Source organism: Bdellovibrio sp. HAGR004, from assembly GCF_055397015.1.
Map to the genome: position 1 here is coordinate 2,485,536 of NZ_AP029176.1, position 15,169 is coordinate 2,500,704.

Here is a 15,169-nt window from a genome sequence, read left to right on the forward strand (position 1 = left end):
GTAACTAGACGGAGGAAGAGTTTTGTTTCAAAAACTTGGTCCAGCTCTCACGAATCTCATCCCTACCAAGGTCATGGTCTGGCTTTAACCTCTGCAACCACAGCAATGTCAAAGCTTCGGCGACCAGAACCGGGTGCAAAACCCGCAGATCGGCTTTTTCCGCCTCCTCCAAAAGAAGGTTCTGCAAAGGCAACAAATTCAGATCCAGCGCGTACCCCGTCCCATTCATATAATTAAAATAAGACAGATCGGCCAGCAATGCCTGCTGTGCGGAAAGATCCACCGTATTAACGACAATCCCGGCACTCACCGCCTGCATGGTCAGTTCGTCCGTCGGCAGGGCATGAAAACGAATTCCCAAGTGCGAACGCTGCAAAGCCTGCTGATGATCCCAAAGACCTTCACGCTCACCGACAAGATAGATATCCCCAATTCCCATCAGCGCCAGAACTGACGCCACCACGCGGGCCTCTTCATTGTGCCCGATAACGAACGCCGGAGCCCGAATATCCAGATCCCGGGCTTGCGTCACCAACACCTGACGGAGGGCTTCATGCAACAACACCCGTGGATACCATGCACCGTCTTCAGGGAAGAAGGAATCCAGCACCTCCACCGAACGCACCTGGGTGGTAGAAACCTTCATCGTCGGCAGAATAACCGGTGACAGTTTGGGCTCCACCTTCACTGCGGAGGCTCCGGCCAAAGCGTCCTCGGAAAATTCCGTAAAGACGGCGAACTCCCAGCCCCAGCCTTTTTCGGAGGAAAGCTGCTGCAGAAACTGAATCAACTGACCGTGAGTTCCTGAGGTGCAAACCTCATGTATTTTGAGGGTGCTCATCAAAGTACTTTCTGGCTTCCGCCATATCCCGGTGAATTTGCGTCTTTAACTCTTCAATGCCGGAAAACTTTTGTTCATCCCGCAGGAAGTGCATCAGATAGACTTCCACTTCCACGCCGTAAAGATGAGCATCGAAATCAAACAGATGAGTTTCAATTTTGATCGGCCCTTTGCCATTTTCATGGAAGGTCGGATTCACGCCGATATTGGTGATCGACGGATGCATATGAGCACCAATCCGGGTCAGAGTGCAGTACACACCCTGACGAGGCTCAAACTCCACATCCGGATGAATGTTCGCCGTCGGCACTCCGATCGTGCGCCCGCGCTGAAAGCCTTTTTCAACATGCCCGCGCACATAATAGGTCCGCCCCAGAAGCTCATTGGCTTTTTCGACCTCACCGGCTTTCAGATGTTCGCGAATGCGTGTGGAGGACACGACTTCGCCCTCCAGTTGAAAAGGCGGAATAATGATCAGGCGAATGCCTTTTTCGGCACAATACTTTTCCAAAAACGGAATATTCCCCGCCCGGTCCGCGCCGAAATTGAAATCATGCCCCACCACCAGAGTTTTGGGACGAAGCTGCGCCAGAACATACTGATCCAGAAACTCTTGCGGCGTCACCTTGGCAAAGTCCCTGGTGAATTCCTCGATAATCACATTTTCAATGCCACGTTTTTCAAACTGCTCCTGTTGATCTTTCAGGTCGAACAGACGATAAGTCGCTCTTTCAGGATGAAGAACCTTCACCGGGTGAGGGTGAAAAGTATAAACCACAGAGGGCACACCAAAATACTGCGCCTCGCGAACGACATTCTCGATAAGTTGCTGATGGCCCAGATGGACCCCGTCGAAATTCCCAATAGTGACAACAGAAGCGGCCAAAGGCGCACTCAGGTGTTTGGCTCCTTGATAAACATGCATATTTTTCAATATACCCCCAACCCCTCCATCCGGTAAATCGTTTTGGCGCCTTCTGGGACCCTCGCCCCGACCCTTCAAATACTTCGTTCACATCCCGGTTAAACCTTGAATTTTTTAATAAATTTGCTATGTTGCGACGCGTGCAAAAGGACCTAATTCAGCACCTTACCTTCAAACTCGAAGTCCTGCTTCGTTTCTTCTCCCGACGCCGGGGTTTTTGGCTTCGTTGCATTCTGTGCTGGCTGATCGGCTGTCTGGCGTTATCCAATGACGAAATCACGTCTTACGACCAGCGCTTCCAACTGCGCGGTGATCAAAAGACGTCTTCGCAAATAGTTCTGATCACGATTCGCCAGTCCGACTTTTCCATGATCTATGATTCGCGCACCAACTTCCTGGACAACATGAGCGAAGTCACCGACATCACCGACAGCTTCTTCTGGAACAAGCCTCTATGGTCCGAGCTCTTGCTGCGCATTCTTCGCCAGAACCCAAAATCTGTCGGCGTCACTCTTTACTTCGGAGACAACGTCGGCACCGTGCGAATGACCCCGGAAGAGCAGCGTCTGTTCCTGGACCCTCGCGTGGTATGGGCCTCCACAACCAATTCTCTGGAACGCATCCTGATGCCGGTGTTCACCAATCGTGAGCACACCAACCTGGGATCCAATGAACTGCGCCGGGATGAAGACGGTGTTGTTCGCCGGGTCTTCCCGCAAAGAGCGGAGATGCCTCATCTTGTGGAAAAAATCACGGGCAAGAAATTCCCGACTCAACTGGCGGGTCTTCCGATCAACTATCGTGGCTCCAGCCGCGTCTTTAAACAATACACCTTGAGCGAAATCATCTATGACGAGCTTCCGGCCAACGCCTTCACCGACAAGATCATCCTGATCGGTGCGGAAACCTCTTCGGCACCGGTGTATATGACTCCGATGGGAACACTTTCCCGGACCGAGATTCTGGCGCATATCACGGATACTGTTCTGGGTAACAAATGGATTCAACGTCTGCCTTTCATCTGGTATGCCGCCGGATTCTTCGTGCTGATGCTGATGGCGGTCTTTGTGATCACCACTTATCCTCAGTCGGTGGCCTTGTTCTGTATTGCCTGGATTGGAACTTTGCTGGCCGCCTTGTCGGCCTGGGTCTTTGACAGTTTCTATTTCTGGTCCCCGGCCTTTTCGCCGTTTATTCTTCTGGGAGCCAGTTGGATCATCTTCATCGGTTATCAGGCCACGAAGATCGAACGCCAAAACTTCCGTTTGCAACAGGAACAGGAATATCTGGCTGAGCTGGAACAGCTTAAAAACAACTTCGTGAGCTTGATTTCCCACGACCTGAAGACCCCGATTGCCAAGATTCAGGCCATTGTGGATCGTTTGCTGACTCAACACTCGCAGGAAGAAGAACTGGGTCAGGACTTAAAGTCTTTGCGCCTGTTCAGTGACGAGTTAAACCGTTATATCCAGTCCATCCTGAAGGTCCTGCGTGTGGAATCCCGGGACTTCAAGATCAACAAGGAAGTGGCCGATATCAATGAGATCATCGAAGAGGCCTTGCAGCATCTGCGTCCTTTGGCGCGCGAGCGGGGCATTGAAATCCACACCGCGCTGGAGCCGATGTTCTCGGCCGAGTTCGACACCACGCTACTAAAAGAAGTTGTTATCAATCTGATTGAAAATGCGATCAAATACACCCCACGCGGTGGACAGATCGAAGTGATTTCCCACGAGTCCGAAGAGGACATTCATGTTCTGGTGAAAGACACCGGCGAGGGAATCAAACCTGAGGACATGGAAAAAGTCTGGGGTAAATTTACTCGTGGAAGCGATCAGGATCTGCGCACCAAGGGAACGGGGCTGGGTCTTTATCTGGTTAAATATTTTATTGAACTCCACGGTGGTAAAGTTTCGATGGAAAGTAAAGTGGGCCAAGGCACCACGGTTTCTTTCACTTTGCCGCTGGAATCTGAAGATGACGAGGTGCTGCTATGATGACGAAACTCCACACACTGATTGTCGATGACGAGGCGGAACTGCGCCGTTCGGTGATTTCCATCCTGAAGTCCACGATGCCGGAGATCGAGTTCACCGTTGAAGAGGCGGCCACCGGCCGTGAAGCTTTTGACAAAGTCAAAGAACAGCAATGGGATCTGGTTCTGATGGACGTCAAGATGCCGGAAATGAACGGTCTTGAAGCCCTGACCGCCATCAAGGAACACGATCCGCGCACATTTGTGGTTTTGATGACCGCACACTCGAACTTGAATGATGCGGTGATCGCGATCAAAGAAGGCGCTTATGATTATGTTGAAAAACCAGTTCAGCCCCAGCGCCTGACAGAAATCGTGCGCAAATGTCTTGAGGCCCGTGATCTGATTTCAAGCCTTGCCATGTCCAACCCGGTTTTCGATGACGACATCGAAAGCGAGATCGTGGGGGGCTCTTCTAAAATGAAAGAGGTCTTCAACCTGATCTATCGTCTTTGCAAAGTGGACACCACGGTTTTAGTTCGTGGTGAAAACGGAACAGGCAAAGAACTGGTGGCCCGCGCGATTCATTTCAACTCCCCTCGCAAGTCCGGGGCCTTTGTGGCAATCAACTGCGGTGCGATCCCTGAGAACCTGATGGAAAGCGAACTTTTCGGTCACGAAAAAGGGGCCTTCACCGGAGCGGTGGAAAGAAAGATCGGAAAATTCCAGCTGGCCAACAACGGAACTTTGTTCCTGGATGAAATCGGTGAACTTCGCCCGGATATGCAGGTCAAACTTCTGCGCGTTCTGCAAGAGCGCAAATTCACCCCGGTGGGCAGCAACCGTGAAGTGAAAACCACCACCCGCATTATTGCCGCCACCAACCGCAATCTGGAAAAGATGATGGAAGAGGGCGAATTCCGCGAAGACCTGTTCTATCGCCTGAATGTGATGCCGATCTTCCTGCCACCTTTGCGTGAGCGTGCCGATGACATCGAGGCCTTGGCAGGTAACTTTATTAAAAAATTCTCGAAACAACACGGACGCCAGATCACCAGCATCACTCCGGAAGCTTTGGACATGCTGAAGTCCTATCGCTGGCCGGGAAATATCCGTGAGCTGGAAAACATCATTGAGCGTTCGTTCATCGTGGAAAACAGCCACCAGATCACTGTGGATTCCCTGCCGGATTCTATCAAACTGGCCCCGAAAGAAGGCGCTGATAAAACAGCCAGCGTGGGTTACTCAGGTCCTTTGGACTTTGATGCGTTCAAGGAAGAGATGGAAAAGGAATTTATCATCAGCGCTTTGAAAGCCAACAACGGCCGTATCAATCAGACTGTGGCGCAGGCGAATATTCCAAAGAACACCCTTCTGCGCAAAATCCGTAAGTACGGCATCAATGTGAAGGAATACACTAACGAAGAATAAATCCGGCGGTGCGAAGGACTTCCTCTGCCGGGATGTCCTTCATGCACACATGGGTTTTAATCGGACAGACCTTGTGGCCATGCTTGCCGCATGGTCTGCAACACAGATCGTTTTTCTGCACAACGTAGCTTTCCGCAGACCAAGGGCGATAGCCAAACTCCAAAATCGTTGGACCAAACACGGCGATCAAAGGTGTTTCACAAACTGCCGCCAAATGTGTCGACGCACTGTCATTTCCGATCAGTAAAGCGGCCCGCGCAATCAGTTGTGCGGACTCGATGATCTTGGTTTTTCCAGCCAAGGACACAGAGCCTGGAATCTGAGCGGCCACTCGTTCGGCCAGGGATTCTTCCCCAGGGCCTCCCATGACATAGACTTTATAACCCTGCTGTTGCAAAGCCCTGCCCGTGCCAATAAAGCCTTCTTCCGTCCAGCGTTTGGTGGCCCACACACTGCCTGGGAAAATCAAAATGGCCTTGCCGTCTTCGAAGCCTTCCAGTTGGAACTTATTCTTCAGTTGCTCAAAGAGTTCCTGATGCTGCATAATCTGCGCACGTTGGGACATTGAGGCCCATGACGGAGGTGCGGAAAGACGGCCTTGCTCTGATGGCAGATAAGGCCTGGCCGTTGCGACATAGGACTGCAGATTGCTTTTCAACTCAGGGTCAAAAGGGGCCAATAAGCTGAGTTGCCTCATCGCATCTGGCAGGCGCACATCACGCACCACCCGTTCACCGAAAACGAAGAAATTCCAGGTGTTCTTATAGGAAATCTTATGTTCCGCCTTGATCTGGGCACAGAATAAAACCGTGCGCATGGATTCATGCGGGGAAATCAGGTGATCAACTTTTTCGTTTTTTAGCTGCTGCAAGATGCGGCTGTAGGTGTCTTTTTTGCCTTTTTCGATCTCATAGATCTGATCGACAATGCCGGCTTTCAGAAAGAAGTCGCCCAAACCTTTACGACACACTAATCCCAATTTGTGCTCAGGCCAAAGCGTCCGGCACTTTTTAAGGAGCGGGATCGATAGCAGTAAGTCGCCCAGAAAGGCGGTTTGCACAACAAGATTTAAGGGCATCAAGAACTTCCTCTAAAGAGACCTGATCGTAGCACATAATCGACTTTTCACAAGTCCTCTTCCAGCAGGGACTGCACGGGCTTTGCGCCAGAAGCTTAAATCCCCTGTCATAGATATCAATTTCGTGAGCACAGGTCGGACCAAACCAGGCCACAATTTGTTTTTTCTGAGAGATGGCCATGTGCATGCCCAAACTGTCCCCTGTCACCACGACATCACAAGCCGCCACACTGACCAGACCGTCGCGCAATCCTGACTCTGTCGCTGATGAAACAACAGGCAGTCCTTGCGCAATTCTCTGATTGCGTTCGGTGTCTTCAGGACCTCCCAGCAGAACAATTTCTGCGTGCGGAAGCTCTTTAAGAATCCTTGCAATCACTGCACGGTGATATTCGACCGTCCACTTTTTTGCCGCAATCACATTGCTGCAACCGGTGTTCAAACCAATGATGATTTGGCGGTCCTTCAAAGCCAGCCACTCGGAACGGCGCTGGTGGGAGATTTGCTCTTCTACAGCCGTCAAGGGCAACCAATACTCGTCCCTGCGATAAGGGCCGATTTCCAGAGCTTCGATCATCAATTGCGTTTCCGGTTTTTGATTTACAAAAAACTTCTGATGATCATCCAGCCCCAGCTCCCAAAGTTCGGTCGCCGCTTCGGTGGCGGGCACAATGGCACCATTACGACCTTGTGCCTTGAATCCGAAAACTTGATCCACCTTCGTTCGATTCACGACCCCGCAAGCCTTCAAAGATTTATCAATCAAAAAGCCGACTTCAAATTCCAACGAGGACAATTGCAACAGGTCCGCTTCACTGGTGGTCAGCACACGATCAATGGCAGGATGATTCTTTAAAAGCTGATGAGCTGGAGCATCCGTCACCCACGTGATCATCGAAGACGGGTATTTGCGTTTCATAGCGCGCAATAAACTGGTGCTGCGAACCACGGCCCCCAGGGCACCTAAATGAACAATTAAAATTGAAAGTGCCGGGATATCCTTGTGCTGGCAACGACTGTCGCAGGACGTATTTTTGGAACATGGTTTATAACCTGAGAAATATCGACAATCCACAATGGCCATAGTCTGATTCTATGTCAGGAGAAAGCCGCGCACAGGTCCAGCCCTGTATTTAAGACCTTTGTATTGTCATCGTTTGAATGTCAGAATCGTTTTATGAGATTTGAAAAAGAACAGGTCCAGCTTCAGCCCCTTCAACTGCAACCCGCCTCCGACGGCGGATTGATGACGGTTCTTTCTTCGCGCAAAAGTTTTCGTCTGAGTCCCCTGCAATATTCCTACTTGGATGTATTGAAAAATGGAACTTCGGTGGAAGGACTGGTGCAGTTCTTTCTGGGGCAAGGGTGGCTGGTTAACTTCCGTGAGTTGTCTGCCTTACTGGAGTTCCTGGTTCACGAAGGCATTCTGCTCAACCCTGTGATTCGGGATTATTTTAGCAAAGCAGCCGCTCAGGCAAATGCTGTGGGGTCTCAGCTAGGTTCGCAGGTGTCCGGGGGGCTGTCTTTATCGGCCCAGAATCTTCCCTTCTTTCGTTCTCTGGATGCCGAGCTGGCGCAATTTCTTTTGCAAAAATCTGAACGCTTTCAGGTACCCGCTCACATCAAGGTGATTCAATCCGGAAAAAATGACCGTGATCTATTTATTCTGTTAAAAGGTCAGGCCGGAATCTATCGCGTGATGGATGCCCAACACCGTCAGCTCGTTGCTGCCCTGGAAGCAGGGGCCCTTTTCGGAGAAAGTGGTTTCCTGCTTGGACACTCCCGCACTGCGGACGTGATCACTCTCGCCCCGAGTGAAATCCTGCGCGTGCGCCACCTGCCGGAATTTGATCAGCTGATTAAAACTGAAAAAGCGCAAAGTCTGCAACATCGTTTCTGGATCTTACAGGCTTTGCAGTCCTCAAATGTCTTTAAAAAACTTCCCGGGGATTGTCTGGACAGTTTGATTTTCTCAGGACGACTGGTGAAGGCCCCTGCCCATCAAAGACTATTCAACGAAGGCCAACCGGCAAATACCTGCTACATAGTGATTCAAGGCAGCGTCGTTATCAGTCAGCAAGGACGAAACATCAACGTGATGGGCCAGGGTGCCTGTTTCGGTGAAATCTCACTGCTTATGAGCGGCGGTCAGCGCACTGCCAGCGCGACAACTCAACAGGAAACGGTCCTGCTGGAAATCCAACAAAAAGATTTCTATCGAGTGCTGTCCCAAAACTTATTCCTGGCAAAAGAAATTGAAACCCTCGCCGCCCAACGCCTGCAAGCGGACCAACAACGCTAGAAAGATTCCCAAAGCCAGACCGTTTTCAGCGGCCGGGGTTGATTTCCACCACTTCAGAGATCAGCGTTCCAATTTTGATTTTGGATTCGATTCTTAGAATGTACTTGCGATCATCGTCAGACAACCAGATGAAGTTATCGCCGATAGGTTTGAATTTTCCCTTAAGAGTGATATTGGGCTGAACCACGATGGCCTTCATCGGACCCAACTTGGTGTTCAGAACTTCACGGCGCAGAGCTTTGCCAGAGAACACCAGATTTTCTTTGTCGTTCCCCACGCGGAAAGAATACTCTTTCCCGGTTTCCCATTGGAAGTTTCGCATGTAGAAGATCGCGCTATAGACATTCTGCGTGTAAGGCAGAATATCCCAGGTTTCTTTCTTCTCTTCCTCGCCGCTTTCTTTTGTGACTTTCTTTTCCCAGAAAGTTGCCACGCCCTTGTCCGTATCAAACAGCATCTTGGCTTCGCGCAACTGACCGGATTCTTTCACATGCAACTGGAACACACGCGGAACCAGATCTTCGTAATCGACAAAAGTTTCAACGCGGTCTTCAACACTGTAGAATGTCGAAAACAGGGAGCTGGTTTTGATTTCCACTGCAAAAGTATAGGCCTTGCGGTTGTTCACCATTGCAAAAGGTTCCACCTTCATGCGCAGTTCCCCGGCAGAAACCTTGAAGTAATGCACATCATGCACCACTTCCTCGCCTTCACGGAAAGGGTCCACCACCGGACGACGTCCGTTAAAACCAACGGTGTCTTCCAGGTCCGGTTGTCTGACGGCCACTTCAGGAGCGCTGGATTTTTCTTCCATCTTCTTTCCTTTAGCTTTGTCAGTTTTCTTAGCTGGGGCTTTGCTTGTCGCGGTCTTTTTTGGCGGGGCCTTTATGACGGCCTTCGCAGGAGCCCCTGTTGCCGGCTTTGCAGGCTCGGTCTTTTCAGAAGTTGCGGGAGCTGTTGTGGGAGCCGCTTCAGTGGTTTCCGGAACCGGTTGTTTGACGATGGTGACAGCTTCTTCAAACTCTTCATTCTTTTTAAGCTGATCAGCCTTTTCATACTTCAGGAACGAAGTCGAACAGGCTGAAAACAACAAAGCTGAAGTCAAAGCACCAAGAAGCAGTTTAAAATTCACCGGAAATCCTTCCAACGTCGATGCACCCACATCCATTGCTCCGGGTGCCTTCTCACAATCTGCTCAAGCTTATCACTGAAAGCTTGAGTCATATTGAGTGTCGTCTGATCCTTATCATCAGTCACACAAGAGGCTGTGTCCATCGCTGGCTCAACAACAACATGAAGTTTTTTGTCTTCCCCCTCATAGGTATAGATGGGAAGCACAGGGGCTTTGGTTTTTTGCACAAACAAAGCTAGACCATAGGCCGTGCCCGTCTTCCTTCCAAAAAAGGTGGTTTCTATCCCGAAAGGGCGCCCCATAAACTGGTCCAGCACAAACACCAAAGCTTCATTTCTTTTCAACGCTTTAAGAATTTCAAAGGCGTTGTTCGGGGCGTGGGCGTCAATGTACTTGACCCCTTTGGCTCCGCGCACAGAGAACCACAGGTCATCAAACCATTTTGTTTTAAATCTTTTGGTGATGATGCTGACATCCTGCCCGTTCATGACAATGGCATTGGACGCCAGATCCCCATTTCCCAAATGAAGAGTCAGAAAGAACATGCCCTTTCCCTGAGCCCGGGCTTTTTCAATATTTTCCCAGCCATGAAAGACCACATTCTTTTCAATCCAGGACGGTGTTACGGACGGAATGAAAAAGAACTCCGCAAAGTTATATCCCAGCTGATAAACCGACTCACGGCCGATTTTTTTCTTTTCCGCCGTGGTTTTTTCAGGAAAAGCGATATCCAGATTATCCAGAACAATTTTCTTGCGGAAGCCGAAGACATCAAACCACAGGAACCCCACCCAGGACCCCGATTTGCGCAGCCACTGGCGCGGAATCAGGGAACTGAAGAAAACCATCACACTAACGAAGAACTTGATTAATAATTTCATGAAGACGTCCCTTCTTGCCCGCCTCTGCCACCTCCAAAGAGGCGCTCCACAACAAAGAAGCATCATTGAACAACTGGCGTAACTTCACCGCATCTTTTTCCGTGGTGATCAGATAGTCCGCCTGGGATTTTTTAAACTGGCTTTCAATGTTCTTCACATCGTCCGCGGTGTACTGATGATGATCACGGAAGTGTCGACTCATCGGTGACACGTCCCCCAGTTCACCCATCATTTTTTCAAATACATCCGGTCGGGCAATGGCTGAAACCAGGAAAAGTTTTTTCCCCTGAAGATCTGCCCGCGATACCATGACTTGAGTCTGTTGATTGCGGCATTGCTGAATCTCGTAGCCGAAGTAAAGAATTTCCTTGTCCTTCGGCAGACGTGCTTCCAACTGCTTCAACTGTTCTTCCGGAGCCAGATTGCACTTGGAAAGAATCAAAACATCCGCACGGCCAATCCCCTGCCAGGATTCACGGGCCCGCCCTTCGGGAAGAACCTCGTAATTCGCCAAAGTCTCTGTCGCATCCAGGATCACGATATTCAGATCCCGCGCCAGGCGACGATGCTGAAAACCGTCATCCACAATCAGCAGATCGTACTGACCTTTTTCAACAGCGTACCTGGCCGTCCGCCATTTACTAGGTCCGACATAAACAGACACTTTGGGATTGGCCTGAGCCAACAAGACCGGCTCATCACCAAAATAGCGAGCCGCAAAAGGATGATCCACATCCACCAGACAAGGCGAAGAGGCATCCGCCCGATAAGAGCGACTGATCACCGCCACTTTTTTCCCCTGAGCGACCAGCGCTTTCAGACAGAAATCCGTGATCGGTGTTTTGCCAGTTCCCCCCACTGTCAGATTTCCGATACTGACCACGGGCACCGGAGCCTTGTAGACTCCGAACACGCCTTTGTCATAGAGGTTGTTCTTTACCCCTACGACCTGGTCATACAGAAAAGAAAGCGGACGAAGATAAAATTTCATCAGGTGAAATACTCATCAAGGGCTTTCACCACCCGCTGAGTGGCCCCTTTGTCGCCAAGATATTGACGAAGCTGTCCTAATTCAGACACCACAGAGTCGTGATACTGTTTGTCCACGATGTAGCGTTCCAACAATGCCGCCAGATGCTCTGGTGTCACTTCGGACTGGAATCGTTCAGGCACAGCCTCTTTGTTCAAAATCAGATTTACCAGACCAAAATACTTGGTCCCACGCACGAAGAGTTTTGCAAAAACTCCTGTCAGCCATTTCATCTTGTACATGATGACCATGGGCTTTTTCAACAACCCCACTTGCAAGGTCGCCGTTCCCGATGCCACCAGCATCAGATCCACCAGATGAATCATGCGGAAAGGTTCATCCTTCAAAAGCATGTAAGGAAGACGGAAGTCCTCCAACAAGTCCTGCATGTATTCTTTGCTGAAGGTCGGTGCTGTCAAAATCAGAACCTTCAGATTTGGGAACTTTTTGGACAAAATACGAGCCGTATCCAACTGGATCTGGAAGTGTTGTTTCACTTCCAAACGACGACTGCCCGGCATCAGGCCCAGCACAATTTCGTCGTCACGAATACCACATTGGTTGCGATGAGTTTTCAGATAGTTTTTGTCATCGATCAGACGCTCATCGAGTTCATCCAGCAAAGGATGACCCACAAACTCACACGGCACGCCGTGCTCTTCATAGAATGGCACCTCAAACGGGAACAGAACAAAAACTTTTTGGCAGTATTTTTTAATCGTCTTCACACGGCCTTTGCGCCATGCCCAGACCTGCGGGGAAATATAATAAACCACCGGAATCCCCAGTGCGTGCAGCTTTTTTGCCAGCATCAGGTTGAACTCCGGATAGTCCATCACAATCGCCACTTTCGGACGGCGCTTTTCAGCCTCCGCCACCAGACTGTCAAAAACACCTTTCAGGTGACCATAGGCACTGATAATTTCAGCGGCGCCAACGACAGCCATTTCCTCGGACTTGCCCAAACGTTCAAATCCAATGTCTTCCATATCCTGACTGCCCACTCCAAAAGCATGAACCTTACGTCCCTGCTTTTTCCAGGCTTCCAGAATTCTTTGAGCATACGTTACGCTGGAGGCTTCCGCCGCCACCATCAGTACCTGATCCATTAACCCTCAATCATTTTTTGAATGTCTTCGATGGCCTTCAAAGCTTTCAAACCATCAAGACCGGTCACGACCGGAGTTTTGTTATTCAAAACGCAGTCAATAAAGGCGTCTGTCTCTCTTTGCAGAGCATCGGCTTTTTCCACACTCCACTTGTGAGCTGAAATAAACTCATCACCGCCCGCACCCGGAACCACTTTTTCGATTTCCAAAACACCCGTCTGAGCAAACAGCGTGCAATCATCCTGCAATACGCGAATGGATCGCTGGGCCACCGGAGACACACGGCTGACATTGATCACCGCGTGCACACCGTTTTTCATCTTGAAGGACACAGAAGCCGTATCCAGATGTTTGGAAATCAGCTTGGTGCCCGAAGCCACCATGGATTCAATTTCTGAACCTGTCAGCCAGAACAAAAGATCCATATCGTGGATCATCAGATCGTGCAAAACACTGACATCGGAACCGCGCTTGTTGTAAGGGGCCATGCGGTTTAATTCGATGAATTTCGGATTTTTAAGATGTTTTTGCAGATCATTGATCGCGGGGTTAAATCTTTCGATATGCCCCACGGCCACTTTAAGATTGTTTTTCGCAGCCAACGCCAAAAGCTCTTCCGCCTGAGGCACCGTCGCCGTGATCGGCTTTTCAATGTTCACATGAACGCCGTTTTCCAGAAACATTTTTGCCAGTTCAAAGTGACTCATCGTACTGGCAGCAATCGTCACCAGATCCACTTCACCAATAAGATCCTGCGGCTTGTGGAAGCTTTTGACTCCCAACTGAGCGGCAATTTTATCGGCTTGAGCCGGGAAGTGATCACACACACCCACCAGCTCCACGTTGGGATTGTTTTTGTATTTCTGCGCATGGAAGTTGCCCAGGTATCCCACCCCGACAACGGCCCCACGAAGTTTTTTATTACTCATCGTCCTGCCATCCTTTTGGGCTTCTATCCACCGCGATACCGCGTTTGGAGTTTCTGATGAAGTTGATGAAGTACTCGATGTTCGGACTCAATGTGCACTCTTGCAGGATGCGCTCGATGCCTTCTTCCACGGTGTGAGACCCCATGATGATAATACGAATGGCTTTGTGAACATTGGCGATTTCCTCACGCGGGAAACCCTTACGAGCCAGACCGATCTTGTTGGTCGCCCGGATCGTCGCATAAGTGCCTTGAGCACGGCAGAATGGCAGGATGTCCTTGTTCACAATGGAAGAGCCCGCCACGAAAGCCCCCTTGCCCACTTTAGTGAACTGATTGAAAGCACACACACCACCAATAGTCACACCGTCTTCAATTTCACAGTGGCCACCCAAGTGGGAGTTATTCGCGATCGTCACGTTATCCCCGACTTTACAATCGTGACCAATGTGCGTGTACGCCATGAAGTAACCGTTATTGCCGATTTCCGTTTTTCCGTCGCCTTTGCTTGTCGCCAGGTTCGCGGTGGAGAATTCACGGAAGGTGTTGTTGTTTCCGATGATCAATTTGGTTGGTTCACCTTTGTAGGAAAGATCCTGAGGAGCTCCCCCGATAACGGCACCTGGACAGAAGTGGTTGTTTTCGCCGATTTCAATGATCCCGTGACGTGAACCCAATGTCACATGGCCCTCAACGAACGTGCCTTTGCCAATAAAACCTTTACCCTGGATCAAGCAGTAAGGACCGATCTCAACGTCGTCAGCGATTTGGATGTCTGGAGAAATAACACTGCTTGGATGAATTTTATAATTTGCCATGGTCTGTAATTCCTAATTTTTACTAAGTCCGGCTTCCGGGCCTGTCGGCACTTCAGCCTCTCCGGCCGAAGCCGAAATCAGAAAAGGGCCTTTGAAGGCCCTTTTTCGTTTTCTTATCAACTACTTTTCTTTTTCAAAGGCCTTGATCACATCTTCAGTCAGATCTGCCTCTGGAGTTGCGTAAAGAACCATTTGAGAATTTTCGATCACCAGAGTGTAGCCTTTGTCTTTAGCCAGCTTGGTGATGACTTTTTTCATTTTTTCCAGAATCGGAGCCGTCAATTCGCGCTCTTTCTTTTGGATTTCCAGCTGGCTTTTGCCAACCACATCACGGTACTTCAGCATTTCTTCCTGGAACTCAGCTTGTTTTTTGCCAAGAGCTTCTTCGGAAAGAACAGACTTTTTCTTTTCAAGGTCTTCACCCATCTTCTTCAAGTCAGCTTCTTTTTTCTCAAGTTCTTTTTTCTTTTTATTGAAATCAGACTCAAGCTCCGTTTTTGCTTTCTTACCTGCAGAAGTGGATTGAATCGCTTTTTGCATATCAACGAAACCAATTTTTGCTTCTGCTTGCGCCAAAGATGCCGTCAATAGCATGCTTAGCACGATCAACATTTTTTTCATTCCCAAATCCTCCTTAAAGGTATTTTTTTAAAACTTAACTAAGTCCTTACTGCGCCAAAGCGCAGTTCAGTCTCCGCGTCTGCCGACGCTCCGACATC

14 protein-coding genes are annotated in these 15,169 nt (G+C 49.7%); 3 read left to right on the top strand and 11 right to left on the bottom strand.

Going from position 1 to position 15,169, the window contains the following annotated elements; translation table 11 throughout:
* Positions 1 to 4: 4 nt before the first annotated feature.
* Together ACZ5ZV_RS12375 and ACZ5ZV_RS12380 are read right to left on the bottom strand one after the other, a co-directional pair.
* The gene (locus ACZ5ZV_RS12375; RefSeq protein ID WP_464117322.1) at positions 5 to 841 is read right to left on the bottom strand and encodes a hypothetical protein; all 837 of its coding nucleotides are present in this window, start codon (positions 839 to 841) and stop codon (positions 5 to 7) included.
* A complete protein-coding gene (locus ACZ5ZV_RS12380) occupies positions 819 to 1,766 on the bottom strand; it encodes a bifunctional riboflavin kinase/FAD synthetase (protein ID WP_464121417.1) in 948 nt (315 codons plus the stop codon). Before ACZ5ZV_RS12380 ends, ACZ5ZV_RS12375 begins: the two co-directional genes overlap by 23 nt.
* A gap of 128 nt (positions 1,767 to 1,894) precedes the next feature.
* Here ACZ5ZV_RS12380 and ACZ5ZV_RS12385 point away from each other — a divergent pair, with 128 nt between their 5' ends.
* Positions 1,895 to 3,763 carry a sensor histidine kinase gene (locus ACZ5ZV_RS12385; protein ID WP_464117324.1) on the top strand — a complete coding sequence of 623 codons (1,869 nt, stop codon included), beginning with the start codon at positions 1,895 to 1,897 and terminating at the stop codon, positions 3,761 to 3,763.
* The gene (locus ACZ5ZV_RS12390; protein WP_464117326.1) at positions 3,760 to 5,172 is read left to right on the top strand and encodes a sigma-54-dependent transcriptional regulator; all 1,413 of its coding nucleotides are present in this window, start codon (positions 3,760 to 3,762) and stop codon (positions 5,170 to 5,172) included. The genes ACZ5ZV_RS12385 and ACZ5ZV_RS12390 overlap by 4 nt, the downstream gene beginning before the upstream one ends.
* Here the strand turns inward: ACZ5ZV_RS12390 and ACZ5ZV_RS12395 are convergent.
* Complete coding sequence (locus ACZ5ZV_RS12395; RefSeq protein ID WP_464121418.1) at positions 5,159 to 6,142, bottom strand: glycosyltransferase family 9 protein; 984 nt, start codon at positions 6,140 to 6,142, stop codon at positions 5,159 to 5,161. The two genes, ACZ5ZV_RS12390 and ACZ5ZV_RS12395, sit on opposite strands and share 14 nt — an antisense overlap.
* A 40-nt stretch (positions 6,143 to 6,182) precedes the next feature.
* Positions 6,183 to 7,334 carry a glycosyltransferase family 9 protein gene (locus ACZ5ZV_RS12400; protein WP_464117328.1) on the bottom strand — a complete coding sequence of 384 codons (1,152 nt, stop codon included), beginning with the start codon at positions 7,332 to 7,334 and terminating at the stop codon, positions 6,183 to 6,185.
* Positions 7,335 to 7,427: 93 nt separating this feature from the next.
* On the opposite strand from ACZ5ZV_RS12400, the gene ACZ5ZV_RS12405 reads away from it, so the two are divergent.
* Positions 7,428 to 8,552 carry a cyclic nucleotide-binding domain-containing protein gene (locus ACZ5ZV_RS12405; protein ID WP_464117330.1) on the top strand — a complete coding sequence of 375 codons (1,125 nt, stop codon included), beginning with the start codon at positions 7,428 to 7,430 and terminating at the stop codon, positions 8,550 to 8,552.
* Positions 8,553 to 8,577: 25 nt separating this feature from the next.
* Here ACZ5ZV_RS12405 and ACZ5ZV_RS12410 read toward each other — a convergent pair whose 3' ends face one another.
* The 7 genes from ACZ5ZV_RS12410 to ACZ5ZV_RS12440 all read right to left on the bottom strand — a co-directional run bounded on the left by ACZ5ZV_RS12410 (position 8,578) and on the right by ACZ5ZV_RS12440 (position 15,071).
* Complete coding sequence (locus ACZ5ZV_RS12410) at positions 8,578 to 9,684, bottom strand: DUF3108 domain-containing protein (protein ID WP_464117332.1); 1,107 nt, start codon at positions 9,682 to 9,684, stop codon at positions 8,578 to 8,580.
* On the bottom strand, positions 9,681 to 10,565 hold the full coding sequence (locus ACZ5ZV_RS12415; RefSeq protein ID WP_464117334.1) for a lysophospholipid acyltransferase family protein: 885 nt from the start codon (positions 10,563 to 10,565) through the stop codon (positions 9,681 to 9,683). Before ACZ5ZV_RS12415 ends, ACZ5ZV_RS12410 begins: the two co-directional genes overlap by 4 nt.
* The gene (gene lpxK / locus ACZ5ZV_RS12420; protein WP_464117336.1) at positions 10,537 to 11,556 is read right to left on the bottom strand and encodes a tetraacyldisaccharide 4'-kinase; all 1,020 of its coding nucleotides are present in this window, start codon (positions 11,554 to 11,556) and stop codon (positions 10,537 to 10,539) included. Before lpxK ends, ACZ5ZV_RS12415 begins: the two co-directional genes overlap by 29 nt.
* Complete coding sequence (lpxB, locus tag ACZ5ZV_RS12425) at positions 11,556 to 12,704, bottom strand: lipid-A-disaccharide synthase (RefSeq protein WP_464117338.1); 1,149 nt, start codon at positions 12,702 to 12,704, stop codon at positions 11,556 to 11,558. The genes lpxK and lpxB overlap by 1 nt, the downstream gene beginning before the upstream one ends.
* On the bottom strand, positions 12,704 to 13,633 hold the full coding sequence (locus ACZ5ZV_RS12430) for a Gfo/Idh/MocA family protein (protein ID WP_464117340.1): 930 nt from the start codon (positions 13,631 to 13,633) through the stop codon (positions 12,704 to 12,706). Before ACZ5ZV_RS12430 ends, lpxB begins: the two co-directional genes overlap by 1 nt.
* Positions 13,626 to 14,450, bottom strand: coding sequence for an acyl-ACP--UDP-N-acetylglucosamine O-acyltransferase (lpxA, locus tag ACZ5ZV_RS12435; RefSeq protein WP_464117342.1), 825 nt, complete (start codon positions 14,448 to 14,450; stop codon positions 13,626 to 13,628). The genes ACZ5ZV_RS12430 and lpxA overlap by 8 nt, the downstream gene beginning before the upstream one ends.
* Positions 14,451 to 14,570: 120 nt before the next feature.
* Positions 14,571 to 15,071: an OmpH/Skp family outer membrane protein gene (locus ACZ5ZV_RS12440; protein WP_464117343.1), complete on the bottom strand. Its 501-nt coding sequence runs from the start codon at positions 15,069 to 15,071 to the stop codon at positions 14,571 to 14,573.
* Between the last annotated feature and the right edge of the window lie 98 nt (positions 15,072 to 15,169).

Coding starts and splice junctions, on each gene's coding strand:
- ACZ5ZV_RS12375 (WP_464117322.1), bottom strand. CDS start 841: ATGAGCACCCTCAAAATACATGAGGTTTGCACCTCAGGAACTCACGGT.
- ACZ5ZV_RS12380 (WP_464121417.1), bottom strand. CDS start 1,766: ATGCATGTTTATCAAGGAGCCAAACACCTGAGTGCGCCTTTGGCCGCT.
- ACZ5ZV_RS12385 (WP_464117324.1), top strand. CDS start 1,895: ATGTTGCGACGCGTGCAAAAGGACCTAATTCAGCACCTTACCTTCAAA.
- ACZ5ZV_RS12390 (WP_464117326.1), top strand. CDS start 3,760: ATGATGACGAAACTCCACACACTGATTGTCGATGACGAGGCGGAACTG.
- ACZ5ZV_RS12400 (WP_464117328.1), bottom strand. CDS start 7,334: ATGGCCATTGTGGATTGTCGATATTTCTCAGGTTATAAACCATGTTCC.
- ACZ5ZV_RS12405 (WP_464117330.1), top strand. CDS start 7,428: ATGAGATTTGAAAAAGAACAGGTCCAGCTTCAGCCCCTTCAACTGCAA.
- ACZ5ZV_RS12415 (WP_464117334.1), bottom strand. CDS start 10,565: ATGAAATTATTAATCAAGTTCTTCGTTAGTGTGATGGTTTTCTTCAGT.
- lpxK (WP_464117336.1), bottom strand. CDS start 11,556: ATGAAATTTTATCTTCGTCCGCTTTCTTTTCTGTATGACCAGGTCGTA.
- lpxB (WP_464117338.1), bottom strand. CDS start 12,704: ATGGATCAGGTACTGATGGTGGCGGCGGAAGCCTCCAGCGTAACGTAT.
- ACZ5ZV_RS12430 (WP_464117340.1), bottom strand. CDS start 13,633: ATGAGTAATAAAAAACTTCGTGGGGCCGTTGTCGGGGTGGGATACCTG.
- lpxA (WP_464117342.1), bottom strand. CDS start 14,450: ATGGCAAATTATAAAATTCATCCAAGCAGTGTTATTTCTCCAGACATC.
- ACZ5ZV_RS12440 (WP_464117343.1), bottom strand. CDS start 15,071: ATGAAAAAAATGTTGATCGTGCTAAGCATGCTATTGACGGCATCTTTG.